The 24,565-nt window shown below is 53.0% G+C and carries 21 protein-coding genes; 9 read left to right on the top strand and 12 right to left on the bottom strand.

Annotation, left to right across the window (positions count from 1 at the left end; genetic code table 11):
- Positions 1 to 29: 29 nt before the first annotated feature.
- Complete coding sequence (locus tag H7A81_RS10640; RefSeq protein WP_058960144.1) at positions 30 to 506, bottom strand: MarR family winged helix-turn-helix transcriptional regulator; 477 nt, start codon at positions 504 to 506, stop codon at positions 30 to 32.
- 70 nt (positions 507 to 576) lie between these two features.
- Between H7A81_RS10640 and H7A81_RS10635 the strand changes: the two genes are divergently transcribed.
- The 3 genes from H7A81_RS10635 to H7A81_RS10625 all read left to right on the top strand — a co-directional run bounded on the left by H7A81_RS10635 (position 577) and on the right by H7A81_RS10625 (position 4,783).
- Positions 577 to 1,512 carry a zinc-binding alcohol dehydrogenase family protein gene (locus H7A81_RS10635; RefSeq protein WP_182057465.1) on the top strand — a complete coding sequence of 312 codons (936 nt, stop codon included), beginning with the start codon at positions 577 to 579 and terminating at the stop codon, positions 1,510 to 1,512.
- Positions 1,513 to 1,604: 92 nt separating this feature from the next.
- Positions 1,605 to 2,981, top strand: coding sequence for an NCS2 family protein (locus H7A81_RS10630; RefSeq protein ID WP_058960146.1), 1,377 nt, complete (start codon positions 1,605 to 1,607; stop codon positions 2,979 to 2,981).
- A 122-nt stretch (positions 2,982 to 3,103) separates the two neighbouring features.
- Complete coding sequence (locus H7A81_RS10625) at positions 3,104 to 4,783, top strand: AsmA family protein (protein ID WP_182057464.1); 1,680 nt, start codon at positions 3,104 to 3,106, stop codon at positions 4,781 to 4,783.
- Positions 4,784 to 4,913: 130 nt separating this feature from the next.
- Here H7A81_RS10625 and fabY read toward each other — a convergent pair whose 3' ends face one another.
- The 5 genes from fabY to typA form a co-directional block, all read right to left on the bottom strand.
- Positions 4,914 to 5,861, bottom strand: coding sequence for a fatty acid biosynthesis protein FabY (gene fabY / locus H7A81_RS10620; RefSeq protein ID WP_058960147.1), 948 nt, complete (start codon positions 5,859 to 5,861; stop codon positions 4,914 to 4,916).
- Between the two features lie 59 nt (positions 5,862 to 5,920).
- Entirely contained in the window at positions 5,921 to 6,358 is a 438-nt protein-coding gene (gene dtd, locus H7A81_RS10615; protein WP_034823876.1) for a D-aminoacyl-tRNA deacylase, read from the bottom strand.
- Positions 6,355 to 7,227 carry a virulence factor BrkB family protein gene (locus H7A81_RS10610; RefSeq protein WP_038644010.1) on the bottom strand — a complete coding sequence of 291 codons (873 nt, stop codon included), beginning with the start codon at positions 7,225 to 7,227 and terminating at the stop codon, positions 6,355 to 6,357. Before H7A81_RS10610 ends, dtd begins: the two co-directional genes overlap by 4 nt.
- On the bottom strand, positions 7,228 to 7,824 hold the full coding sequence (gene yihX, locus H7A81_RS10605; RefSeq protein ID WP_182057463.1) for a glucose-1-phosphatase: 597 nt from the start codon (positions 7,822 to 7,824) through the stop codon (positions 7,228 to 7,230).
- Positions 7,825 to 8,007: 183 nt separating this feature from the next.
- Positions 8,008 to 9,828 (bottom strand): ribosome-dependent GTPase TypA, encoded by a 1,821-nt coding sequence (gene typA, locus H7A81_RS10600; protein WP_182057462.1) that lies wholly within the window; start codon positions 9,826 to 9,828, stop codon positions 8,008 to 8,010.
- 440 nt (positions 9,829 to 10,268) lie between these two features.
- Between typA and glnA the strand changes: the two genes are divergently transcribed.
- The 3 genes from glnA to glnG all read left to right on the top strand — a co-directional run bounded on the left by glnA (position 10,269) and on the right by glnG (position 14,331).
- Positions 10,269 to 11,678, top strand: coding sequence for a glutamate--ammonia ligase (glnA, locus tag H7A81_RS10595; protein WP_097119640.1), 1,410 nt, complete (start codon positions 10,269 to 10,271; stop codon positions 11,676 to 11,678).
- Between the two features lie 186 nt (positions 11,679 to 11,864).
- Complete coding sequence (gene glnL / locus H7A81_RS10590) at positions 11,865 to 12,914, top strand: nitrogen regulation protein NR(II) (protein WP_034823903.1); 1,050 nt, start codon at positions 11,865 to 11,867, stop codon at positions 12,912 to 12,914.
- A gap of 7 nt (positions 12,915 to 12,921) precedes the next feature.
- Positions 12,922 to 14,331 (top strand): nitrogen regulation protein NR(I), encoded by a 1,410-nt coding sequence (gene glnG, locus H7A81_RS10585; protein WP_034823905.1) that lies wholly within the window; start codon positions 12,922 to 12,924, stop codon positions 14,329 to 14,331.
- 35 nt (positions 14,332 to 14,366) lie between these two features.
- Here the strand turns inward: glnG and hemN are convergent, their stop codons facing one another.
- Both hemN and yihI read right to left on the bottom strand, forming a co-directional pair.
- On the bottom strand, positions 14,367 to 15,740 hold the full coding sequence (gene hemN / locus H7A81_RS10580) for an oxygen-independent coproporphyrinogen III oxidase (protein ID WP_182057461.1): 1,374 nt from the start codon (positions 15,738 to 15,740) through the stop codon (positions 14,367 to 14,369).
- Between the two features lie 235 nt (positions 15,741 to 15,975).
- Complete coding sequence (gene yihI, locus H7A81_RS10575) at positions 15,976 to 16,497, bottom strand: Der GTPase-activating protein YihI (RefSeq protein WP_182057460.1); 522 nt, start codon at positions 16,495 to 16,497, stop codon at positions 15,976 to 15,978.
- 550 nt (positions 16,498 to 17,047) lie between these two features.
- Here yihI and yihA point away from each other — a divergent pair.
- Positions 17,048 to 17,686 (top strand): ribosome biogenesis GTP-binding protein YihA/YsxC, encoded by a 639-nt coding sequence (yihA, locus tag H7A81_RS10570; protein WP_058960150.1) that lies wholly within the window; start codon positions 17,048 to 17,050, stop codon positions 17,684 to 17,686.
- A 407-nt stretch (positions 17,687 to 18,093) separates the two neighbouring features.
- Here the strand turns inward: yihA and polA are convergent, their stop codons facing one another.
- From polA to H7A81_RS10550, 4 genes are all read right to left on the bottom strand, one after another.
- Positions 18,094 to 20,883, bottom strand: a complete 2,790-nt coding sequence (polA, locus tag H7A81_RS10565) for a DNA polymerase I (protein WP_182057459.1) — start codon at positions 20,881 to 20,883, stop codon at positions 18,094 to 18,096.
- 367 nt (positions 20,884 to 21,250) lie between these two features.
- Positions 21,251 to 21,880: a thiol:disulfide interchange protein DsbA gene (dsbA, locus tag H7A81_RS10560; RefSeq protein WP_034823914.1), complete on the bottom strand. Its 630-nt coding sequence runs from the start codon at positions 21,878 to 21,880 to the stop codon at positions 21,251 to 21,253.
- Between the two features lie 26 nt (positions 21,881 to 21,906).
- On the bottom strand, positions 21,907 to 22,893 hold the full coding sequence (locus H7A81_RS10555) for a serine/threonine protein kinase (RefSeq protein WP_182057458.1): 987 nt from the start codon (positions 22,891 to 22,893) through the stop codon (positions 21,907 to 21,909).
- 46 nt (positions 22,894 to 22,939) lie between these two features.
- The gene (locus tag H7A81_RS10550; RefSeq protein WP_182057457.1) at positions 22,940 to 23,215 is read right to left on the bottom strand and encodes a YihD family protein; all 276 of its coding nucleotides are present in this window, start codon (positions 23,213 to 23,215) and stop codon (positions 22,940 to 22,942) included.
- A 70-nt stretch (positions 23,216 to 23,285) separates the two neighbouring features.
- Here H7A81_RS10550 and mobA point away from each other — a divergent pair, with 70 nt between their 5' ends.
- Both mobA and mobB read left to right on the top strand, forming a co-directional pair.
- The gene (gene mobA, locus H7A81_RS10545; RefSeq protein ID WP_182057456.1) at positions 23,286 to 23,858 is read left to right on the top strand and encodes a molybdenum cofactor guanylyltransferase MobA; all 573 of its coding nucleotides are present in this window, start codon (positions 23,286 to 23,288) and stop codon (positions 23,856 to 23,858) included.
- Positions 23,858 to 24,364, top strand: coding sequence for a molybdopterin-guanine dinucleotide biosynthesis protein MobB (gene mobB, locus H7A81_RS10540; protein ID WP_182057455.1), 507 nt, complete (start codon positions 23,858 to 23,860; stop codon positions 24,362 to 24,364). Before mobA ends, mobB begins: the two co-directional genes overlap by 1 nt.
- Positions 24,365 to 24,565: the final 201 nt, after the last annotated feature.

Genomic DNA, 24,565 nt, shown 5'->3' with positions numbered 1-24,565 from the left:
GTGTTAAAGAGCCAACACGACACCCTCCCTTACTCACTACGATCGATTGCCATAAAATCCCCGACAAATTTCTGCAACAGACGCGCCAGCTCGGTGCGCTCGCTATCCTGCCAGTTCTCAAACAGATGCTGATAAATCTGCGCCCGTGCGGCATCGATTTTATCCGTCATCGCTTTGCCAGTGGCGGTAATGACCGCTTCGTTTACGCGTTTGTCTTTGGCATTTTTCTGTCGTTGCGCTAACTCCAGCTCTTCCAGTTTCGCCACCTGACGGCTCACGGTGGTGTAATCGCGTCCGGCGCGCTCTGCCAGTTCCACCACGCCAATCGGTCCAAAGCGGCCAATCTGAATCAGCAGCGGAAATAGCGCACGATCGAGTTGAATATTGGACTCTTTTATTAGTAATTCATCACGTTGCGGGCGATTAAAAGTACCCACAATCATCAGCAGCGCATTATGCAGATCGTCGAACTCTGCACTATTATGTGTATTTTGCACACTTTTCATTGACGTTATCCCGAGGCAGAACTAATGTGTGCATATTACACATATCTTCCGATTATCTGAAGGAGAATGCATGAAAGCAGCTATCGTTTCCGCAGCGGGCGAACAGCCGGTTTACGGTGATTTTCACGAACCACAAGCCGATGAACAGCATGTGATAGTTAGCGTTAAAGCGGCTGCCGTCAGTCAACTGGCGAAAGCACGCGCTTCTGGCAAACACTACAGCGCCACCACACATTATCCTTTTATCACCGGCATTGACGGCACCGGTACACTCAGCAACGGCGATCCGGTCTATTTTCTCGCGTTTGATGCGCCCTGGGGCAGCATGGCGGAAAGAACCCTGGTTCCAGCCACTGCCATTGTGCCTCTGCCCGCCTCACTCGATCCGGTGCTGGCAGCCGCCATCGCCAATCCGGGCATGTCCTCCTGGGCAGCATTGACGCGCCGGGCGCAGTTGCAGCCGGGTGAAACGGTGCTGATCAATGGCGCCACCGGCACTTCAGGTGGATTAGCGGTGCGCATTGCACGACACCTCGGCGCAGGCAAAATCATCGCCACTGGACGCAATCGTGAAGTACTGGATCAACTGCGTGCCCAGGGCGCGGACATCACCCTGACGCTGGATGAGCTGCCCGGCGCACTGCCTGCACTGATGAAAGAAGGCATCGGTATCGTGCTGGATTACCTGTGGGGCCAGAGTGCACTTGATATCATGCAGGCGGCTGTCGCGGGTGGAGAGAAATCGGTGCGCTTCGTGCAAATCGGCTCGCTGAGTGGCCAGGAGATCACTCTGCACAGCAAGCTGTTGCGCTCATCGGGTCTGACATTAATGGGCAGCGGTCTGGGTAGCGTATCCGATGCGGATCTGATCGCCTGCATCAGCGAAATGTTGAACGCCGCGGCGGAGAGTGATTTTTCGGTCGCTTTCCAGATGCGCCCGTTGAGTGAAGTGGCTCAGGCATGGCAGGAAGATGATAGCCGCAGCCGTACCGTGTTTACGCTTTAAATCAATGCAAGTGAAAAGGGGCATTGCAAACGATTGCTTTCACAACGCAACCGTTTAAAATCGCCCCTTTGTTGTCATTGAGAACGCGCACCATGTCCGTCAATACCGCTGAATCTCATCAGTCAGCCCGTCCAAAGAGTGAACTGATTTACCGCCTCGAAGATCGTCCACCGCTGCCACAAACGCTGTTTGCTGCCTGTCAGCATCTGCTGGCGATGTTTGTCGCGGTCATCACTCCTGCGCTGTTGATTTGCCAGGCGCTGGGTTTACCGGCTCAGGATACGCAGCACATTATCAGCATGTCGCTGTTTGCATCGGGTGTGGCTTCGATCCTGCAAATCAAAACCTGGGGGCCAGTAGGTTCTGGTTTACTGTCGATTCAGGGCACCAGCTTTAACTTTGTGACACCGCTGATTATGGGTGGCATGGCGCTGAAAAATGGCGGTGCCGATGTCCCGACCATGATGGCCGCGCTGTTCGGTACGTTGATGGTGGCGTCCTGTACCGAAATGGTGCTGTCACGCGTTCTGCATCTGGCGCGTCGTATTATTACCCCGCTGGTTTCCGGCATTGTGGTGATGATTATTGGCCTGTCACTGATTCAGGTCGGCCTGACCTCGATTGGCGGTGGCTTCGCGGCGATGAGCGATCACACTTTCGGCGCACCAAAGAACCTGCTGCTGGCTGGCGCGGTATTGGTGGTGATTATCCTGCTCAACCGTCAGCGCAATCCCTACCTGCGTGTGGCTTCACTGGTGATCGCGATGGCGGTCGGTTATGCGTTGGCATGGGCGCTGGATATGCTGCCTGCCACCAGCGCGCCCACCGATCAACCGCTGGTGGCGGTGCCGACACCGCTTTATTACGGTCTCGGTTTTGACTGGAACCTGCTGATCCCGTTGATGCTGGTGTTTATGGTGACCTCGCTGGAAACCATCGGCGATATCACTGCCACCTCGGATGTGTCAGAGCAACCGGTGAGCGGCCCACTGTATATGAAGCGCTTAAAAGGCGGCGTGCTGGCTAATGGCCTCAACTCATTTGTATCCGCATTGTTCAATACGTTTCCGAACTCCTGCTTTGGGCAGAACAATGGCGTGATCCAATTGACCGGCGTTGCCAGCCGTTATGTGGGCTTTGTCGTGGCACTGATGCTGATCGTGCTTGGCCTGTTCCCGGCGGTGAGTGGTTTTGTGCAGCACATTCCTGAGCCAGTGCTGGGTGGTGCCACCATCGTGATGTTTGGCACGATTGCGGCATCGGGTGTACGCATCGTTTCGCGCGAGCCGCTGAACCGTCGCGCCATTATGATCATCGCACTGTCGCTGGCCGTTGGCCTGGGTGTTTCACAGCAACCACTGATTCTGCAATTCGCCCCGGACTGGCTGAAAACCCTGCTCTCCTCAGGCATTGCTGCCGGTGGTATCACCGCAATCGTGCTTAACCTCGTCTTTCCACAGGAAAAGTAACCCTTAAGGCAGGCTACGGCCTGCCTGTTATTTATCCGCTTTTACATCCAGGCTGTTGAGCTGTAACGGTAATTCAGGCATAACAACCTCTTACCGGATAAATATCGGGATGGATGGATGCGATGAAATTTTTAGGCAAGTTTTTCCTTACCTTACTGCTGCTGATTCTGCTGGGGCTGGTTGTCCTGTATGTCTTGCTACAGACACAGTGGGGCGCAGGTTGGTTTAGCCGTTGGGTAAGTGATAAGACCGCCTGGCATCTTTCCCTCAGCAAGATAGAGCACAACTTCTCTTCTCCCTCGCACATCATGCTGGATGATTTCAGCTTTGGGCACGATGGTCAGCCAGCGGTGTTGGTGGCCAAGCGCGTCGATCTTGGACTGGCGCTGGTGCAATTCAGTGACTGGCTGCATTTTGATAGCATCGACGTGCGTGATGGCGAGATTAACCTCGCGAATCAGACGCCCGATACCACGCTGCCTATCCAGGCCAATCGCCTGCAACTGAACAACGTGCGCATTGATAGCCCGCACAGCATGCTGCCGATGATCGCTGAACGGGTTAATGGCGGAATTATCCCGTGGAAACCGACCCCGACGGATATGCTGGGCAGCGATGCACAGTTCCAAATGAGCGCAGGCAAGCTGACGCTGAATGGTGTTCCGGGCAACAATGTGCTGCTGCAGGGAAGTGTGAAGCAGCACCGCATGATATTCAGCAATATTGGGGCCGATCTCGCGCGTGGTTCGATGACCGGCAACGCCGAGCGCGACGCGCAGGGTAACTGGAAGATTGATCAGCTACGTCTTAACGATATCCGCCTGCAGACCCATCAAAATCTGAGTGATTTCCTCAATCCTCTGCGCGACGTGCCGTCAGTGAGCATCAATCGCCTGGATATGACCGATGCCCGACTGCAAGGGCCCGATTGGGCTGTCACCGACCTCGATTTAACCCTGAAGAACATCACGCTGCGTGGAGATGACTGGCAAAGCGATGATGGCTCACTGTCGATGAATGCCGGTAACTTCATTAATGGTGGCTTTGAGCTGAACGATCCGATTGTGAATGCCAACTTCTCGGCGCAGGGCATTGAATTGGCCCAGTTCAGTTCACGTTGGGCCAATGGCGTGATCCGTGCCAGCGGCAACTGGACGCGCAGCGATAAACGCCTGACGCTGAATGATTTAGCCATTGCCGGGCTGGAATATACCTTACCGCAGAACTGGCGCGACCGCTGGCAGCAAGCATTGCCATCATGGCTGGATAGCGTGCTGGTGACACACGCTACGGCCAATCGTAATCTGGTGATCGACATCAACCCTGCTTTCCCATTCCAGATGACCGCGTTGGATGGTAACGCCGATAATCTGCTACTGGCACGCCAGCATCAGTGGGGAATCTGGGGCGGTAAAGCGAGCTTTAACGCGGCGGAAGCAACGTTTAATCGCACGGATCTGCGCCATCCCTCCATTGCCTTTAATGCTAACGATCAGCAGATTCAGGTGACGGAAATGAGCGCCTTCAACGGTAACGGTTTGCTGGAAGGGACGGCGAGTATTGGCCAGGATGCACAGCGTCCATTGACGCTGAATCTCAAAGGTCAGGCGGTGCCAGCCAATGTGTTGCAGTACTGGGGCTGGCCTGCGTTGCCTCTTAGCGGCAACAGTAATCTTTTACTACAGGTGAAAGGTTCATTGAGTGCTGCCGCGCCATTGCGCCAAAGTATTGAGGGTAATGTGTCAGTGACCACCGATACACAATCGGTGCAGCAGACGATGCATGCGGGTCAGGTTCAATAGATTGTCAGCAAACGGTAGCGATGCGAGGAATGCCGCGTATCAGTAGCGACACCCTGTCGCTCACCGATGCGCCATTCTTCGCGCTGCTACCGATTGAGGTTGAAGATGGCTACAACGTAATCTGCACGCATTAATTAATGCGTGCACCCGAGCCACCCTCTTCTAATGCACCCTCTGCATCGGCTGGCAGTACGATATATACCCCTTCAAACACCGCTCCCAGCTCATCATCACCAAACAGTTCCACCTCCATCTGCACGCGTGCTTTACGACCACGCGCCAGACGGTCAAGGTCGCCACTCAGTGATCCCAGGTCGGCAATCGCACCCGGACGCCCACTAATGGGCTTACTGTAACGAATATGAGCATCGGCAAGGATGATAGTGCCGCCGAGATGCCGCTCGCGCAGTAATAGCCAAATCAGCCCCCAGCCTGTGAGCGTAGCCAGTGAGAACAAACTACCAGCGAATAGTGTGTGGTGCGGGTTCTGGTTGCCGGTTTCTGGCATGGTAGTAACGAACTTCTGCCCGGTATATTGCAGAATGCGCACGCCCATTTTCTCACTGAGCGGAATATGCTCGTACCAGGCCTGCTGCAACTGACCACACCAGTCAGCGCGGTGCAGAATGTCATCCAGTGTCACCACCGGTTTGATCATCAGGAAATGGCGCACCGGCGTGGTTTGTGGCGCGGTGATTTCTCCCTGATTGACATAACCCAGCTTGGCGAAGAACTCCACGGCGTCTTCACGCGCGCTACAGGTCACGCGCTTCGCCCCCTCCTGACGCGCAACGGATTCCAGCGTCATCGCCACCAGCGTCCCTAATCCTTTGCCCTGCACCGAAGGGTGTACGGCCAGGAAGCGGATGGCCGCTTCGTTTTCCGCATTGATATAGAGACGGCCAACCGCAACAGGAGCGCCCTGCTCATCGACCACCATCTGATGATGCGCCAGTGCATCCCAGGCATCACGCTCAGAACCCTGCGGCTGACGCAGTGGCTTACGTAACATTTCCCAGCGGAACTGATAATAGGTATCCAGTTCTTCCGCCGTTTGCGGCACACGAAGATGATACATAAAGTGATTCTCTCGTTCGGAGCTTGCGTGGCTGATCCCTGGCCGCTCGGCTGAAAACCTCACACCTGCAACCAGAAGGTCACTGGGCCATCATTCACCAGCGAAACCTGCATGTTGGCAGCAAAACGACCGTTCGCCGTGGTCACACCCTGTGCCCGGCAACAATCGCTGAAATAGTGATAGAGACGCTCGGCTTCCGCCGGTTCGGCACCACCCGAGAATGAGGGACGCATGCCTTTGTTGGTGTCGGCGGCAAGTGTGAATTGCGAAACCACCAGCACGCTGCCACCAGCCTGCTGTACGTTCAGGTTCATTTTGTCGTTCTCATCACCGAAGATGCGATAACCCAGCACGCGTTCAGATAAGCGCTGTGCCTTTTGCTCGTCATCGCCCTTCTCCACCCCTAATAACACCAGCAAACCGGCGCCAATCTCGCCCACCGTCGCGTCATCAACCACGACGCTGGCGCGACTGACGCGCTGAATCAAAGCAATCATGTTTCCTCTCGTTCTTTTTCGCGTTCCTGCTGTTTTAGCTGGCGATAGTCATCCAGGGTGACGGTGATTTCCGCGCCTAACAACACAATACACCAGGTCCAGTAAACCCATAAAAACAGAATCGGGATGACTGCCAGTACGCCGTAAATTAATTGATACGAAGGGAACATCGTAACATAGAGCGCAAACCCTTTTTTGCCCAGCTCAAACAACAGCCCGGCGACAATCGCACCAATTAGCGCATCACGTGTTGGCACACGGCGCGTCGGGACGATGCTGTAGAGCAACCAGAATGCGAGGATGGCGAGCACCAGAGGGAAGATGCGTAACACCTGATCGATAAGGCTGGTGACGCCGGTGACGTTGACCCAGCGTAGCGATAATAAGTAAGAACTGATGGCCAGACTGGCACCGGCCAGTATCGGGCCCAGCGTCAGGATCATCCAGTAGACGGCAAAGGAGTAAACCATTGGTCGTGGTTTAGTACTGCGCCAGATCGCGTTGAGTGCGCTGTCTACCGAGTGCATTAGCAACAGCGCAGTCACGATCAATCCGACAATCCCCACCGCTGTCATTTTATTGACGTTGGCCACAAACTGGTCGAGATAGCGCTGGATAACGTCACCGGCTGCCGGCATAAAGTTGCTGAAGATGAAATGCTTAAGCTGGACGCTGATCTCCGAAAACATCGGGAAAGCAGCAAAAAGCGCAAACACCACGGCGATCAGCGGCACCAAAGCCAGCAATGAGACGTAGGCCAGATTCCCGGCCTGCGTCGTCATGTTGTCTTCATCAACACGGCGCCAGAGCAGTTTAACCCACAGGAAAAACGCGTGTGCCGAGTGACGCAAATGGTTACGTGTTACCACTCAGAGACGGCTCGCGAACCAGTCCGGCACGGTTTTCGCGTCTTCCACCAGCACGCTCTCGATCCCTAAAGCGCGCGCAGCATCGATGTTGGCGCGATTATCATCAAAGAACACCGCTTGATCGGCGGTATAGCCTTCGTGCTCAAGCACATATTGATAGATACGCGCTTCTGGCTTACGCATGCCTATGTCTTGCGACATATAGACGTGATCGGCGGCCTGTTGCACTTCCGGATACTGCGTTGGCCAGAACTCAAAGTGCAACTGATTGGTGTTGGATAGGATTACCACGCGCTCACCGTTGGCGCGCAGTGTGTTCATGATCGCCAGCGTTTCCGGACGCACCCCGACAAACACCGCCTGCCAGCCCGCGGTGAATTGCGGATAGCTTAAGGCGATATCCAGTTGATCACAGATACGCGCCGCAAACTCGGGATCGCTGATCTCACCACGTTCGTGTTTCTCGAACGCCTCATCCATCTGGAAGCGACTTTGTAAGGTCGCCAGCGGCACACGTCCCAGGTCACTCCAGACGCCGAGCACGCGATTAAAATCGATATCAACAATCACATTGCCTAAATCAAAGATGTACAGCATGACGCCTCTCCTTCTATTCCCTGGATCATTCACTTTAGCGGCAAAAAGCATGACTGAACAGGTACGATGAGGGGGAAATAAGCGTTCTGGAATCGGGGACAACTTTCACAAAGCGAGCGTTGCAGCGGGTTGCAGGCACAAAAAAGCCCCGCGATGCGGGGCTTAAATATCAGACTGTTTCGCTTACTCTTTACCGCCGCGAGACGCACGCTTACGGTCGTTCTCGGTCAGGTGACGTTTACGAATACGGATTGACTGCGGAGTCACTTCTACCAGTTCGTCATCATCGATGAACTCGATAGCCTGCTCCAGCGTCATTTTCTGCGGTGGAACCAGAGTGGTCGCTTCGTCAGTACCTGACGCACGCATGTTAGTCAGTTTCTTACCGGTCAGGCAGTTAACTGTCAGGTCGTTAGAACGGCTGTGAATACCGATGATCTGGCCTTCATAAACCTCAGCACCGTGACCCAGGAACAGCTTACCGCGATCCTGCAGGCTGAACAGTGCGAATGCGACTGCTTTACCCTGGCCGTTAGAGATCAGTACACCGTTCTGACGCTGGCCCACATCGCCTGGACGCACATCGTCGTAGTGGCTGAAGGTGGAGTACAGCAGGCCAGTACCTGAAGTCATGGTCATGAATTCGTTACGGAAGCCGATCAGGCCGCGGCTTGGGATCATGTAGTCGAGACGTACACGGCCTTTGCCATCTGGATCCATATTTTTCAGATCGCCTTTACGCTCACCCATCGCCTGCATCACAGAACCCTGGTGGGTTTCTTCGATGTCGAGGGTCACGTTTTCGAATGGCTCTTGTTTACGGCCTTCGAATTCGCGGAAGATAACTTTCGGACGGGATACCGCCAGTTCGAAACCTTCACGACGCATGTTCTCGATCAGAACAGACAAGTGCAGCTCACCACGACCAGACACACGGAATGCGTCTGAATCTTCGGTTTCTTCAACACGCAGTGCCACGTTGTGCACCAGCTCTTTGTTCAGACGCTCCAGGATCTGGCGCGAAGTCACATACTTACCTTCTTTACCGCAGAAAGGTGAAGTGTTGACGTTAAAGAACATGGTTACGGTTGGCTCATCAACGCTCAGGGCTGGCAGCGCTTCAACCTTCTGCGTGTCGCAGATGGTGTCAGAGATGTTCAGCTCGCCCAGACCGGTCACAGCGATGATATCGCCTGCTTCAGCCTCGGCACTCTCGATACGTTCCAGACCCAAGTGGCCCAGTACTTTACCGACTTTACCGTTACGGGTTTTGCCTTCGCTATCAATGATAGTGACTTGCTGGTTCGGCTTGATTTTACCGCGCTTGATGCGGCCAATGCCGATAACGCCCAGGTAGTTGTTGTAGTCCAGCTGCGAGATCTGCATCTGCAGTGGGGCTTCAACTTCAACCTGTGGTGGAGAAACACGATCCACAATCGCCTGGTACAGCGGGGTCATGTCGTCTGCCATGTCATTGTGATCCAGACCGGCGATACCATTCAGCGCTGACGCATAAATGATAGGGAAGTCCAGCTGCTCGTCAGTCGCGTCGAGGTTAACGAACAGGTCAAACACCTGATCAACAACCCAATCAGGACGCGCGCCCGGACGGTCAACTTTGTTGATGACTACAATCGGCTTCAAACCATGAGCAAAGGCTTTTTTGGTTACGAAGCGGGTTTGCGGCATAGGGCCATCCATCGCATCTACAACCAGCAGCACCGAATCCACCATGGACATAACACGTTCCACTTCACCACCGAAGTCGGCATGTCCTGGGGTATCAACGATGTTGATACGGTAGTCGTTCCATTTGATGGCGGTGTTTTTTGCGAGGATGGTAATCCCACGCTCTTTCTCCAAATCGTTGGAGTCCATTACGCGCTCAGTCGCTTCGGTACGAGCATCAAAAGTACCGGACTGTTGTAACAGCTTGTCAACCAGGGTGGTCTTACCATGGTCAACGTGCGCGATGATGGCGATGTTACGCAAATTTTCGATCACAGCTTTGCCTCAGGCATTATAGAAATAACGCGGTATTGTACACGGATTAAGCGAAAGACTGAACATGATCACAGTATTCCCTTAAAGTTTATCTTAGTGCTGTTTTTTAGCACCAATAACGGTGCATTAATCTGCACTGCAATGGGGTTTTGCACCTTTTTGGGGCGAAAATTGATCTATGAAGCACCAAATTAGTGCGCATCATCCATACTGGTGCAGTGACCGACTCACGAAAGAGCGCGTCACAGCGCCATTTTTACCATTGTAATAAAGTTGGCACAGAATTCGCTTTATATCTTTCAAGCGAAAACGACAGTTATACAACGGTTGAAAAGAGCTTGCCGAGATCTTGGTTAGGGGTGGTCAGTAAGCGTGACACATTCCAGGCAACGAAGTTCTCTCACCATGACGATTATGACCATTTCCAGGAGAGTTTAAGTATGTCCGCTGAACACGTCCTCTCGATGATGAACGAGCACGAAGTTAAGTTTGTTGACCTGCGTTTTACCGATACCAAAGGTAAAGAACAGCACGTTACTATCCCTGCTCACCAGGTTAACGCTGACTTCTTCGAAGAAGGCAAAATGTTCGATGGCTCATCCATCGGTGGCTGGAAAGGCATTAACGAATCAGACATGGTGCTGATGCCGGATGCGACCACTGCAGTTATGGATCCTTTCTTCGAAGATCCAACGCTGATCATCCGTTGTGACATCCTCGAGCCAGGCACGCTGCAGGGCTACGACCGTGACCCACGCTCCATTGCTAAACGTGCAGAAGAGTTCCTGCGTTCTTCAGGCATCGCGGATACCGTGCTGTTTGGACCAGAGCCAGAGTTCTTCCTGTTCGATGACATCCGTTTCGGTTCTTCTACTTCAGGTTCACACGTTGCTATCGATGATATCGAAGCGGCATGGAACACCGGTAAAGAATACGAAGGCGGTAACAAAGGTCACCGTCCAGGTCTGAAAGGCGGTTACTTCCCGGTTCCACCAGTCGATTCATCTCAGGACATCCGTTCTGCTATGTGTCTGACCATGGAGCAGATGGGCCTGGTGGTTGAAGCTCACCACCACGAAGTTGCTACTGCTGGTCAGAACGAAGTGGCTACCCGCTTCAACACCATGACCAAAAAAGCTGACGAAATTCAGATCTACAAATACGTGGTGCACAACGTTGCTCACGCGTACGGCAAAACTGCAACCTTCATGCCTAAGCCAATGTTCGGCGATAACGGTTCTGGTATGCACTGCCACATGTCCCTGTCAAAAGGCGGCGTGAACCTGTTCTCTGGCGACAAGTACGGCGGCCTGTCTGAAACTGCTCTGTTCTACATCGGCGGTATCATCAAGCACGCTAAAGCGATCAACGCCCTGGCTAACCCAACCACCAACTCTTACAAGCGTCTGGTCCCGGGTTACGAAGCACCTGTTATGCTGGCTTACTCAGCACGTAACCGTTCAGCTTCAATTCGTATCCCAGTGGTTGCGAGCCCGAAAGCACGTCGTATCGAAGCACGCTTCCCGGATCCAGCGGCTAACCCATACCTGGCCTTCACCGCGCTGCTGATGGCGGGTCTTGATGGTGTTATCAACAAGATCCACCCTGGCGATGCGATGGACAAAAACCTGTATGACCTGCCACCGGAAGAAGAAGCTGAGATTCCAAAAGTTGCAGGTTCTCTGGAAGAAGCACTGAACGCACTGAACGAAGACCGCGAGTTCCTGACCCGTGGCGGCGTGTTCACTGATGACGCTATCGACGCGTATATCGAACTGCGTAAGCCAGAAGTTGACCGCGTGCGCATGACTCCGCACCCAGTTGAGTTCGAACTGTACTACAGCGTTTAATTTAAAAAATTTCAGCGCATTTCACGCCGCTGATTGGCGGCGTAAATAACCTGAACGTTTTTTTGTTGCCGTGGAAACTTTAGCCCATCTCCGGATGGGCTTTTTTCACCGCGAATTCATCGTTCAAATGATAGTTTTCAGTCCCAAAAGGCTATAATGCACTAAATTAGTGCAGAGGAACGCTGTATGGCAACTGGCACACTGCCCGACGCGGGGCAGATTCTTAACTCTCTAATCAACAGTATTTTGCTGGTCGATAACGATCTGGTTATCCATTACGCCAACCCGGCGGCGCAGCAATTACTGGCGCAAAGCTCACGCAAATTGTTCGGCACGCCATTACCGGAATTAACCGGCTATTTTTCGCTGAATATTGAGGTGATGAGCGAGAGTCTTGGAGCAGGCCAGGGCTTTACCGACAGCGAAGTGACGTTAGTGGTCGATGGCCGCGCGCACATTATGTCGCTGACCGCGCAGCGTCTACCCGATGGCCTTATCCTGCTGGAAATGGCGCCGATGGATAATCAACGCCGTCTCAGCCAGGAACAGCTGCAACATGCTCAGCAGGTCGCTGCACGTGATTTAGTGCGCGGACTGGCGCATGAAATTAAAAACCCGCTCGGAGGTTTACGCGGCGCCGCGCAGTTATTAACGCGTGCTCTGCCCGATCCTTCGCTGCATGAATATACCCGGATTATTATCGAACAGGCGGACCGCCTGCGTAATCTGGTTGATCGTTTACTGGGGCCCCAACAGCCCGGTATGCACGTCACACAAAGCATTCATCAGGTGGCGGAGCGCGTGGTGAATCTGGTCTCGATGGAGCTGCCGGACAATGTCTCGCTGGTGCGTGATTACGACCCGAGCCTGCCCGAGCTGCCACACGATCCCGATCAGATTGAGCAGGTGCTACTCAACGTAGTGCGTAATGCGTTGCAGGCGCTGGGTGACGAAGGTGGCACTATCGTGATCCGCACCCGTACCGCGTTTCAGCTGACGCTGCACGGCACCCGTTATCGCCTGGTGGCACGTATTGATATTGAAGATGATGGCCCTGGCATTCCTGCTCAGCTACAGGACACGCTGTTCTATCCGATGGTGAGTGGTCGTGAAGGAGGCACCGGTTTAGGTCTCTCCATCGCCCGCAGCCTGATCGATCAGCATTCAGGAAAAATAGAATTTAACAGTTGGCCAGGACATACCGAATTCTCGGTTTACCTGCCTATTCGCCAGTGAGGTTTCTATGCAACGAGGGATAGTCTGGATCGTCGATGACGATAGCTCCATCCGCTGGGTGCTTGAACGTGCGCTCACTGGAGCCGGTTTGAGCTGCGCGACATTTGACAGCGGCAATGAGGTGCTGGATGCACTCTCAAGTAAAACCCCAGATGTATTGTTATCGGATATTCGCATGCCGGGCATGGATGGACTGGCGCTGCTGAAACAAATTAAACAGCGTCACCCAATGCTACCGGTCATCATAATGACCGCGCATTCGGATCTTGATGCCGCCGTCAGCGCATATCAACAAGGCGCGTTCGATTATCTGCCCAAGCCGTTTGATATTGATGAAGCGGTCGCGCTGGTTGAACGTGCGATCAGTCACTATCAGGAACAGCAGCAGCCGCGTAATCAGCCGGTAAGCGGCCCGACAACCGACATCATTGGCGAAGCGCCGGCGATGCAGGATGTGTTTCGCATCATCGGCCGTTTGTCGCGCTCTTCCATCAGCGTGCTGATTAATGGTGAATCCGGTACCGGTAAAGAACTGGTGGCGCATGCGCTGCATCGTCACAGCCCGCGTGCCAAATCACCGTTTATCGCGCTGAATATGGCGGCAATCCCAAAAGACCTGATCGAATCCGAATTGTTCGGGCATGAGAAAGGGGCCTTTACCGGGGCGAATCAGATCCGTCAGGGCCGTTTTGAACAGGCCGATGGGGGCACGCTGTTTCTTGATGAAATAGGTGATATGCCGCTCGACGTGCAAACCCGCTTGCTGCGCGTGTTGGCCGATGGCCAGTTCTATCGCGTGGGCGGCTACGCACCGGTGAAAGTGGATGTGCGTATTATCGCGGCAACCCACCAAAACCTTGAGTTGCGCGTGCAGGAAGGCAAGTTCCGTGAGGATCTGTTCCATCGCCTGAACGTGATTCGCGTGCACTTACCGCCGCTGCGTGAGCGTCGTGAAGATATCCCACGTCTGGCGCGCTACTTCCTGCAAGTCGCCGCGCGTGAGTTGGGCGTCGAAGCGAAGATTCTGCATCCGGAAACCGAAACCGCGCTGACGCGCCTGCATTGGTCCGGTAACGTACGCCAGCTGGAAAATACCTGCCGCTGGTTAACCGTGATGGCTGCAGGCCAGGAAGTACTGATTCAGGATCTGCCGCCGGAACTGTTTGAGTCGAGCACGCCGGACAATCCAGTGCAGTCTCTGCCGGATAGCTGGGCCACCTTGCTGGCACAATGGGCGGACCGCGCGCTGCGTTCCGGTCATCAAAACCTGCTCTCTGAAGCGCAGCCGGAGATGGAGCGCACGCTGCTCACCACCGCCCTGCGTCACACTCAGGGACACAAGCAGGAAGCCGCACGTTTGTTGGGTTGGGGTCGTAATACCCTGACGCGTAAACTGAAAGAGCTCGGAATGGAATAAGTGAGAATCAGGGGAGCGCGATGCTCCCCTGATTTTTATATCACCCGCGAGAATTGCTGCATGCGAGCCTTTTGGCGCAGATAACGATCGAAGCACATGCAGATGTTACGAATCAGTAAACGCCCAATTCCTGTGACATGCAGACTACGCCCACGCCGTTCCAGCAAACCATCCGCCATCAAAGGCGCCAGTAACGCTAAATCTTCCGCAAAATAGGTTTCGAAGGTGATCGGCCACTGCGCTTCAATCGCCGCGAAATCTAATGAGAAATGACAAATCAGCGTTTTGATGACATCACGGCGCAGACAGTCATCGTCGCTTAGTGTCAAACCACGCCATAGCGCGTTCCCGCTCTGCTCCACGCTGGCATAGTATTCTTTCAATTCTTTTTGGTTCTGAGCATAACTGTCTCCCAGCATACTGATCGCTGAGACGCCAAATCCCACCAGCTCAGTCTCGCCTTGCGTGGTGTACCCCTGAAAATTGCGGTGCAGTTCACCCGCACGTTGCGCAATGGCCAGCTCATCATCCGGTTTGGCAAAGTGATCCATCCCGATGAACTGATAGCCTGCATTGGTTAAGGTTCCAATGGTTTGCTGCAGGATTTGCAGCTTCTGTTCCGCACCGGGCAGCTCTTCATCTTTGATTTTGCGTTGTGCAGCAAACAGCGTCGGCATGTGCGCGTAATTGAATACGCTGAGACGATCGGGATTAAGCGCGATGACTCGCTGTAAGGTGAAGGCAAAGCTTTCGGGCGTCTGGAGCGGCAGGCCGTAAATCAGATCCAGGCTGACTGAGCGGAATCCTCGCGCACGCGCTCGCTCGACCAGCCCGAAGATAGTCTCTTCATCCTGCACGCGATTGACACGCTCCTGCACCGCCTTATTGAAGTCCTGCACACCCATACTCAGGCGATTAAAACCTTCAGCACGCAGATGATCGATCATCGCCATCTCAATTTCGCGTGGATCGACTTCGATCGACATCTCAACGTCATCAGCAATCTCAAAATGGCCACGCAGCAGCGCCACCAGCCGGCTGACCTGAGCTTGGTTGAGAAAGGTTGGCGTACCACCGCCCCAGTGCAATTGCGTGACGCGGCGTCCGGCAAACAGCGGCGCACGCTGGCGGATTTCCTGCTCCAGCACATCCAGATAGCGATCGGCCTTGTGCAGCTGGCGCGTCACAATCTTATTACAGCCGCAGAAGTAGCAAAGGCGATGACAGAACGGAATATGGACATACAGCGACAGAGAACGTTGAGGATAGCGTTCAACCGCAAACTGGAAGCTTGCCTCGCCAAAGTTCTCATTGAACTCCAGCGCAGTGGGGTATGAGGTGTAACGCGGACCCGCGTAATTGTATTTTTCAATCAGCCGCTGGTCCCATTCAATCTGCTGCGATGACATGCTCACTCCTTACGGTGACGTCGTTTGAGGGAGGGTCGCGTTGCAGAAGAGGAGAGATAGCGGTGAGCCGTACGCCGGCGTAAACGCGACTTCAGACGCGACAGGCGACGAAGTTTAAACAATAACCACAGGAGATAACATGTCAGCAGCAGCGCTAAAATTGATCCAGGCCAAAGCATCAGCGAATACCTGTTTAGCGCGGCATGCGCAAAAGCGCATGCCGATCAAAAATGACTTAGTTGCCTTTTAACAAGCGCATCATATCGACTTCGGCTTGTTCATCTTCAGCACCGTCATCCAACGCGATACCGAGGGTTTCCATCAGTTCGTCAATGCGATCCAGCGTCTGATCGAGCCATGCCTGATCTTCAGCGCTGAGTGTCTCACCACTTTCCAGACGGTCCAGTAAGGTGTCGAGGCGTTCATCATTTTCCAGCTTCGCCAGCTCTTCTTCCGGTGTCAGACGAACCTTCTCCGCTTTCGGCCTGGCTTTCGCTACCGGCTTTTTCTCCGGTACGGTTTTACCATCGGCCACCAGCGCAACCGGTTTTTTACTGCCAGTACGTGGATCGGCATTTTTCTGACCCTGGCCTTTGCCAGCGCCTTTGGTTTCCGGGTTAGCACGGCTGCCCGCTTTATGGCCTCTGTGCTTTTTATCGCGTTTACGATCGCGTGCTTCCTGGTTCAATTCTTCACGCGATTTGCGTTTGGCTTTAGCAGCAGGTTTGCCACGCTGGGCTGGTGCAGGTTGCTTCATGGTGTCCGGTCTCGGCGATTTTTCTTCAGTATAGAATTGCGGCGAAATCTAGCAGAAAGATGACAAAGAAAAAAGGCGATAGCCTATGCTATCGCCTTATTTCGCACCTTCTACTGAAGGAATAACGGTATAAATCCTTTACAGCTCTCAACGTCCCGGTTGCTCCTTCGCCTCATCGCTCCTGCGAGTAATCCTTTTCCTTGTCCGACTCATACCTGAATCACATCCTGCCATGCTCCTGGTCATCCCCGACACTCCTGAGCGCATCATCCTGATGGGTGCTGCCGTGCACTGACACCAAATGTAGACCAATCAGTAAAATGAACAAGTGAGACATGTCTTTAATTTAGAGCGGTAATTTTCAATATCTATTTATCTTATTGAAAATATTACGCTATCCAACATATGAACATTCTATTAATCGGTAATGACTGGCAGTAATTATCGTCGATCTCTTACAAAATGACGCGTTAAGACGCTATCGGGCACTTTTGCGCCATAACAGGTATAATCAGCCCAATTGAACGAATCACTTTGCTGGAGCTTTACTTTGTCTGCTTTGAATTATCACATGACCCACTTCGTGCTCAGCGCCCCGGATATTCGCCATTTACCGGCAGATGTGGGCATTGAGGTCGCGTTTGCCGGACGCTCTAACGCAGGCAAATCCAGCGCGCTGAATACCATCACCAACCAGAAAAGCCTGGCGCGTACCAGTAAAACGCCAGGTCGTACTCAGCTCATCAACCTGTTCCAGGTCGTCGAGGGGAAAACCCTGGTCGACTTGCCGGGTTATGGCTACGCCGAAGTCCCGGAAGAGATGAAACGTAAATGGCAGCGTGCGCTGTCTGAATATTTGCAGAAGCGCCAGGCACTGAAAGGCCTGGTGGTGCTGATGGATATTCGCCATCCGCTGAAAGACCTCGATCAGAATATGATTGAATGGGCAGTCCAGAGCGGCATCCCTGTACTGGTGCTGTTAACCAAAGCAGATAAGCTGGCATCAGGTGCACGTAAAGCGCAGCTCAAACTGGTGCGTGAGGCAGCATTAAGTTTTATGGGTGATGTGCAGGTAGAGATGTTCTCGTCACTCAAGAAGATCGGCGTTGATATCGTTCGCCAGAAACTGGATAGCTGGTTCAGTGAACTGGAACCGGCGCAGGAAGATGAAGAAGCCCCTTCTGCGTAATGTGAAGCGCGGGTTTACGACCCGCTTTTCAGAAAAAGCCCAATAAAAAACGCCCCAGTCATAAATGACTGGGGCGGCTAAATATTCAGCCAAATCCGATTACGTGAAGTAAAAGGTCTGAAAGATAGAACATCTTACCTCTGTACCCTACGCGATGAACTTTACCTGATTTTTCCTGACCAACAAAGGGTTTTTTGTTGTTAAGTTTCAGGATTCCACATCTTTTTTACCGGGTCCGTCACACTTTGGCTTAAGGCGTGTAGTTTAATTACTAAAAAAATGCTTAGCCGATAGGCAGTTACAAAATGCGCATTTAACAAGCGGCTTTACATCGTTGCTGAACCGATTAAGTAAACTTTTTTCTTATGACGATGTCAGCGGCATAGATATACCGCCGACAACGTTCCTTAGTGCGCCTGGTCCCAGTTATCGCCCGTTCCCACTTCAACCTGCAGCGGTACATCAAGTTTCATGCTGCTCTCCATCAGTTGGCGGATCGTCGCACTCGCACTCTCTACCGCGTCTTTGTGGATTTCAAACACCAGTTCATCGTGTACCTGCATGATCATCTTCACAGCGTCATCCTGCTGTTGCAGTAACCAGCCATCTACAGCGATCATCGCGCGTTTGATAATGTCCGCTGCGGTGCCCTGCATCGGGGCGTTAATCGCCGCGCGCTCTGCCGCCTTACGACGAATGGCGTTGCTGGAGCTGATGTCCGGAAGCCACAGGCGGCGACCATTCAGTGTCTCCACGTAGCCCTTCTCGGCCGCCTGGGTGCGAGTCTCTTCCATGTAACGCAGTACGCCCGGATAACGCTCAAAGTAGAGATCCATATACTTTTTCGCTTCGCCAGCACCGATATTCAACTGGCGCGACAGACCGAAGGCGCTCATGCCATAAATCAGGCCAAAGTTAATTGCCTTGGCACTGCGGCGTTGCTCACCTGAAACCTTGCTCAGCGCAACACCAAAGACTTCTGACGCTGTCGCGCGGTGAATGTCTTCACCCTGCGCAAACGCATCCAGCAGGCCTTTATCCTGCGACAGATGCGCCATGATGCGCAGTTCAATTTGCGAGTAGTCAGCCGCGACGATGCGATTATCTTTACCTGCGATAAAAGCCTGACGAATACGACGGCCTTCATCGTTGCGCACTGGGATATTTTGCAGGTTGGGATCGGTAGATGAGAGACGTCCGGTGGCCGTGACCGCCTGATGATAAGAAGTATGCACGCGGCCGGTAACCGGATTGATCATCAAAGGCAATTTGTCGGTATAAGTCGACTTCAGCTTAGACAGGCCACGATGCTCCAGAATCACTTTGGGCAGCGGATAGTCCAGCGCCAGTTCAGCCAGCACTTCTTCGCTGGTTGACGGTGCGCCACCCGGCGTTTTCTTAGTGGGCTTGATGCCCTGCTTTTCAAACAGAATGGTTTGCAGCTGTTTGGTGGAGGAGAGATTAAACGGCTCGCCTGCCAGTTCGTGCGCTTTCAACTCCAGTTCCGCCAGACGTGCGGTCAGCTCCTGCGAATGTTTGGCCAGGATGTTTTGATCGATCAATACGCCGTTGCGTTCAATGCGTGAAATCACGGTCACCAGCGGCATCTCGATATCGGTGAAGACCTGTTTCGGACCCGCTTCCTGCTCCAGCTTCGGCCACATCTGCAGATGCAACTGCAGCGTGACATCTGCGTCTTCTGCAGCGTAATGAGCGGCCTGCTCGATAGCAATCTGGTTGAAGGTCAGCTGATTTTTTCCTTTACCGGCAATCTCTTCGAAGGTGACGGTTTTATGGTTCAGCCAGCGCGAAGCCAGGCTATCCATATCATGTTTGCCGCCGACGCTGCTCAGGCAATAAGATTCCAGCATGGTGTCGAATTTAATGCCGTTCAGCTCAATATCGTAGTTCTTCAGCACGCCACGATCGTATTTGAGGTTCTGACCGACTTTTGCAGATTTAGCGTCTTCCAGTAGCGGTTTTAGCTTTTTCAACACGTCGCTGCGGTCGAGTTGTTCTGGCGCATCAAGATAGTCATGGGCCACCGGAAGATAAGCGGCTTCACCGGGCGCAACCGCAAAGGAGAGGCCGACAATGTTGGCACTCCAGCTATCCAGAGAATCGGTTTCCAGATCGAAGGCAAAGAGTTCTGCTTTTTTCAGTTTTTGCAGCCACTCGTCGAAGGTTGCCTCATCCAAAATGGTGACGTAGCCGTCAGATGACAGCACGCTAGCGGTTTCCGCCACCGCAGCCACAGGTTCAGTCGCCAGCGATTTCTGCGCCTGCACATTGCTCTTTTTGCCCTGCAACCAGGTGCCGTCCTGTAAATCGGTGATCCAGCGTTTGAATTCATAGCGGCCGAAAAGATTTTGCAGCTTTTCAACGTCCGGTTCGTTAACGGTGAGTTGCTCACAACCCAGTTCCAGTTCTACATCCGTTTTGATGGTCGCCAGCTGATAGGACAGGAATGCAACTTCGCGATTCTGCTCCAGCTTCGCTGCCATGGTCTTCGCGCCACGGAACGAGAGATCCGCCACTTTATCCAGGTTGTCGTAAATCGACTGCATACCGCCCAGGCCCTGCAGCAGCGCCTGTGCCGTTTTCTCACCCACGCCAGGCACACCCGGAATGTTATCCGAGCTGTCACCCATCATGGCAAGGAAATCGATAATCAATGAAGGCGGCACACCGTATTTTTGCTCAACCTCTTCCGGGCCCAACACGGTGTTGGTCATGGTATTGATCAACGTAATGCCCGGCGTGACCAGCTGCGCCATGTCCTTATCACCGGTACTGATCAGCACTGCACGGCCCTGCTTTTCTGCTTCCAGTGCCAGAGTACCAATCACGTCATCAGCCTCAACGCCGGTCACCGCCAGCAGCGGTAATCCCATCGCTTTGACCATCTCGTGCAGCGGCTCGATCTGTGCACGCAGATCGTCGGGCATTGGCGGACGATGCGATTTGTAGTGCTCGAATAATTCATCGCGGAAAGTTTTGCCTTTCGCATCGAAGACCACGGCCACATGGCTCGGCTGATACTGCATCAGCAAACTTTTCAGCATGTTGAGCACACCGTACATCGCGCCCGTGGGCTCGCCTGCACTGTTGGTCAGCGGCGGAAAGGCATGATACGCCCGGTAGAGATAAGAGGATCCGTCTACCAGAATCAGGGGATTTTCTGCAATTTGCGCCATAGGTTCGTATTTTCTTCGTTGCGATAATGAGGGCTATAAGGATGCCACAACCAGAGAGGAATGTTGAATCAGAGCAGGGATGTCAGGATCTTTTTCGTTGTTACGCGGAGTGGATCGCAAGGATCGGTCTGTGGATAACTTTGTGCGTAAAATTCATAACGTATTGTTATTTACGCTTATTGCAATCATTTTACAGATAAAAGTTATTGTTTTTCAATTTGTTATTAACTTACCGTGATGAAGCGCGCCTTTTTGAAAAGGTGATCGTCCATGTGGATATTAAGCGGAGGGTTAACGGGAATATCATTATTACGTCATGGGAAAGGGAGTAAAAACGCCGACATCGCCGGCGTTTATTCGAGCTTAATTACTTCTTCTCAACCAGGAATTTCACTACGTTGGCGTAATCGGCAACGAAATTGTCCATAGAGCTGGTGTCCAGGCCGCCGTTGTTCACCATGTATTTGCCGTTAACGAAGATGGCTGGCACGCCCTGCAGATTAAGATCGGCTGCCGCTTTCTGCTGCTGGGCGACCAACGCTTTTACCGCAAAGCTATTCCAGGCTGCATCATAATCTTCTGATGAGATGCCAGCAGCCTGGATGAAGGTGGCTTTCAGGCTCGCCGCATCGGTAATGGTTTGGGTTTTCTGAATACCGTCAAAGATCGGTGCAGTGACTTTGCTTTCCACGCCCAGCGCCATCGCGACCGCCCAGGCTTGAGTCACAACAGGACCGAAGTCTCCGCCGAGGAAATCAACGTGATATTTAGTCACTTTAGTGTCTGCTGGCAGGTTCTTTTTCACGGCATCACTCACGTGATAGACGCGTTCGAACTGGTAGCAGTGCGGGCAGAAGAAGGAGAAGAACTCCAATACCTGTGGCTCACCAGCAACCGGCTTTGGCAGCGTGACGAATTGTTTGCCGTCATTGAACTGTGCCGCTGAGGCGCCAAATGCCAGCATTAAACCTACCAGCGCAAACATAATCTTTTTCATCGTGAAAAAATCTCCTGAGTACTTCATTAAAATTGCGGGCTAAGCTGCAACGGGGGTTGATGTAACAGCCTCTCCTGCTCGATAAATAGTGCAATCTGTCGGCGCCAGAAATCCTCATCGGTCATCCAGGGAAAGGCGCGCGGAAAAGCCGGGTCCTGCCAGCGGCGTACCACCCAGGCCAAATAATAAACCATGCGCATAGCGCGTAAAGGCTCAATCAGTGACAATTCATGTAAATCAAAGTCACTGAATTCATTATAAGCTTCCAGCAGAATATCCCACTGAATCAGCTGTTCCTGACGATCGCCGTTTACCAGCATCCACAGATCCTGCACTGCAGGCCCGTTGCGTGCATCGTCAAGATCGACAAACATCGGGCCATCGCGCCACAGGATATTACCTGGATGGCAGTCGCCATGCAGCCTGAGCGGCTGCCATTTATCATGCCAGCGCTGCTGTAGGGTGCCGATAAGTTTATCAACGGCGTTCAGCAGCGCATCCTTCAGGGCAGCCGGTACCAGCGTACTTTGCTCCAGCTCCTGGCGAGGTTGTAAGACATACTCTTCCAGGCCGAAGGTTGGACGCTGTTGAAACAAGCTCTGCCGACCTGTTTGATGGATGCGACCAAGAAAGCGGCCCACCCACTCCATCTGTTCTTCATTATCGGTTTCATACTGTCGCCCACCCAGGCTTGGGAAAACGGCAAACATAAAACCAGCATGGCGATTCAGCGTACTGCCCTGCAGTGCCAGTGGTGCTGCAACAGGCACTTCATCGGCCAACAGATCATGCGTGAACTGGTGCTCTTCGAGAATTTGTTGCGCATTCCAGCGTTGTGGGCGATAGAACTTAGCCACATAACGACGTTTGTCGTCATCACTAAACTGATAGACACGGTTTTCGTAGCTATTGAGGGCGGTTAAGCCGGATTCGACACGCAGACCCGCATCCCAAAGTGCATCCAGGATGACATCGGGGTCCAGCGTCTGGAAATTAAAGGCGGCTTCGCTCATCATTTTGCCTGTGTGTTACCGTTGCAAGGAATGCGCAAGGATAACACTACTCATCATCCTTAATCACACCGCGTGCACGTAATAGCGCGGTTTTGAAGTCCACTTCATAATCCTTTTTCAGTCCGGGAATTTCCGCATCGTAGTCAGCGTCACGCATTTTGAGATGGTAAATCAATATGTCATCGGTTAATTCACTTAATGGGCCACTGAAGCCTGATTCCTGCGCCAGTTTCTGTAAAAATGCCAGCAGGTTAAGGTCAGACTCCTTTTGCCAGGCCGGTTGCAGGAGTTCGAACAATTCATTAAGTCGGTGATATTTCATCATTGATTCCTCTATGCAGTGGTAGGCTGCCGTTATGCAAGTATCGTCCAGTATGATCAAGGAGACGAAAATGACCGCATTTACCGGCGTGATCCTCGCAGGTGGGCAAGGCAGTCGTATGGGCGGCCTGGATAAAGGGCTGCTGGAATTGCAGGGCAAACCGCTTTATCAGCACGTTTTGCAGCGTTTGATGCCACAGGTCAATATTGTGTTGATAAGCGCCAACCGTAACATTGATCGTTATCAGGCTAGCGGTTGTCAGGTCATTACTGATTCGATGCCAGATTACCCCGGTCCGTTGGCAGGCATGTTAAGTGGCTTGCAGCACAGTAAGACCGAGTGGGTCGCCTTTTGTGCCTGTGATACGCCCTGGTTACCGGAGGACTTCGTTGCACGATTATGGCAGCAGCGCGGCGCGGCACCTGCGGTGTGGGTACGATCAACGCAGCGTGATCATCCAGCATTGGCACTGGTCAATCGATCACTGGCCGACGATCTGGAAGCCTGGCTGCTTCGTGGTGAGCGGCGTTTAATGCAGTTTCTGCGTGAACATGGTGGGCATGCCGTGACGTTCACGGATTCTGAGGCAGCTTTCCGCAACATTAATACGCCCGACGATTTAGTTGATGGGGAAAAGCAGTGATGAGCGTGCCTTTACTGGCGATCGTTGCGTGGAGTGGCACCGGAAAAACCACTTTGCTGCAACAGGTGATACCGCTGCTTAAGGCTCGCGGTATTCGTTCTGGGTTAATCAAACATACCCATCATCAAATGGACATTGATACGCCGGGAAAAGATAGCTATCTGCTGCGAAAAGCAGGTGCCGATCAGGTGATTGTTGCCAGTACTCAGCGCTGGGCATTGATGTGTGAAACCCCTGATCAGACGTTGAATCTGGCGGAACTGGTCGCGCGGATGGACAGTTCCGCGCTGGATCTGGTGCTGGTTGAGGGCTTTAAAGATGAGCCAGTACCCAAAATCGCGCTGTGGCGGCGTGGTGTCAAAGGGGAATTTGCTGATTTAATGGATGAATACGTGGTTGCGCTGGCCAGCGATGAGAACTTAACGATCGACCGCCCACTTCTCGATATTAATCAGCCGGTTAAGGTTGCTGATTTTATTGAAAAATGGCTGAGAAAAGGTCAGTAACCCGGGGGTTTTATGATCGTCTGGCTAAACTTCAGGCGTCAGTTTCAGACGTAAAACAACCCTGATTTCGCCGATCTGCAGACGTAAAAAAACCCTGAACTTTCGTTCAGGGTTTCTTCACTTGTTTGATGCCTGGCAGTTCCCTACTCTCGCATGGGGAGGCCCCACACTACCATCGGCGCTACGGCGTTTCACTTCTGA

It is taken from the genome of Pantoea sp. ME81 (assembly GCF_903970985.1).
In the GTDB taxonomy this organism is placed as follows: domain Bacteria; phylum Pseudomonadota; class Gammaproteobacteria; order Enterobacterales; family Enterobacteriaceae; genus Pantoea; species Pantoea communis.
This window is presented reverse-complemented; position numbering and strand designations above follow the sequence as displayed.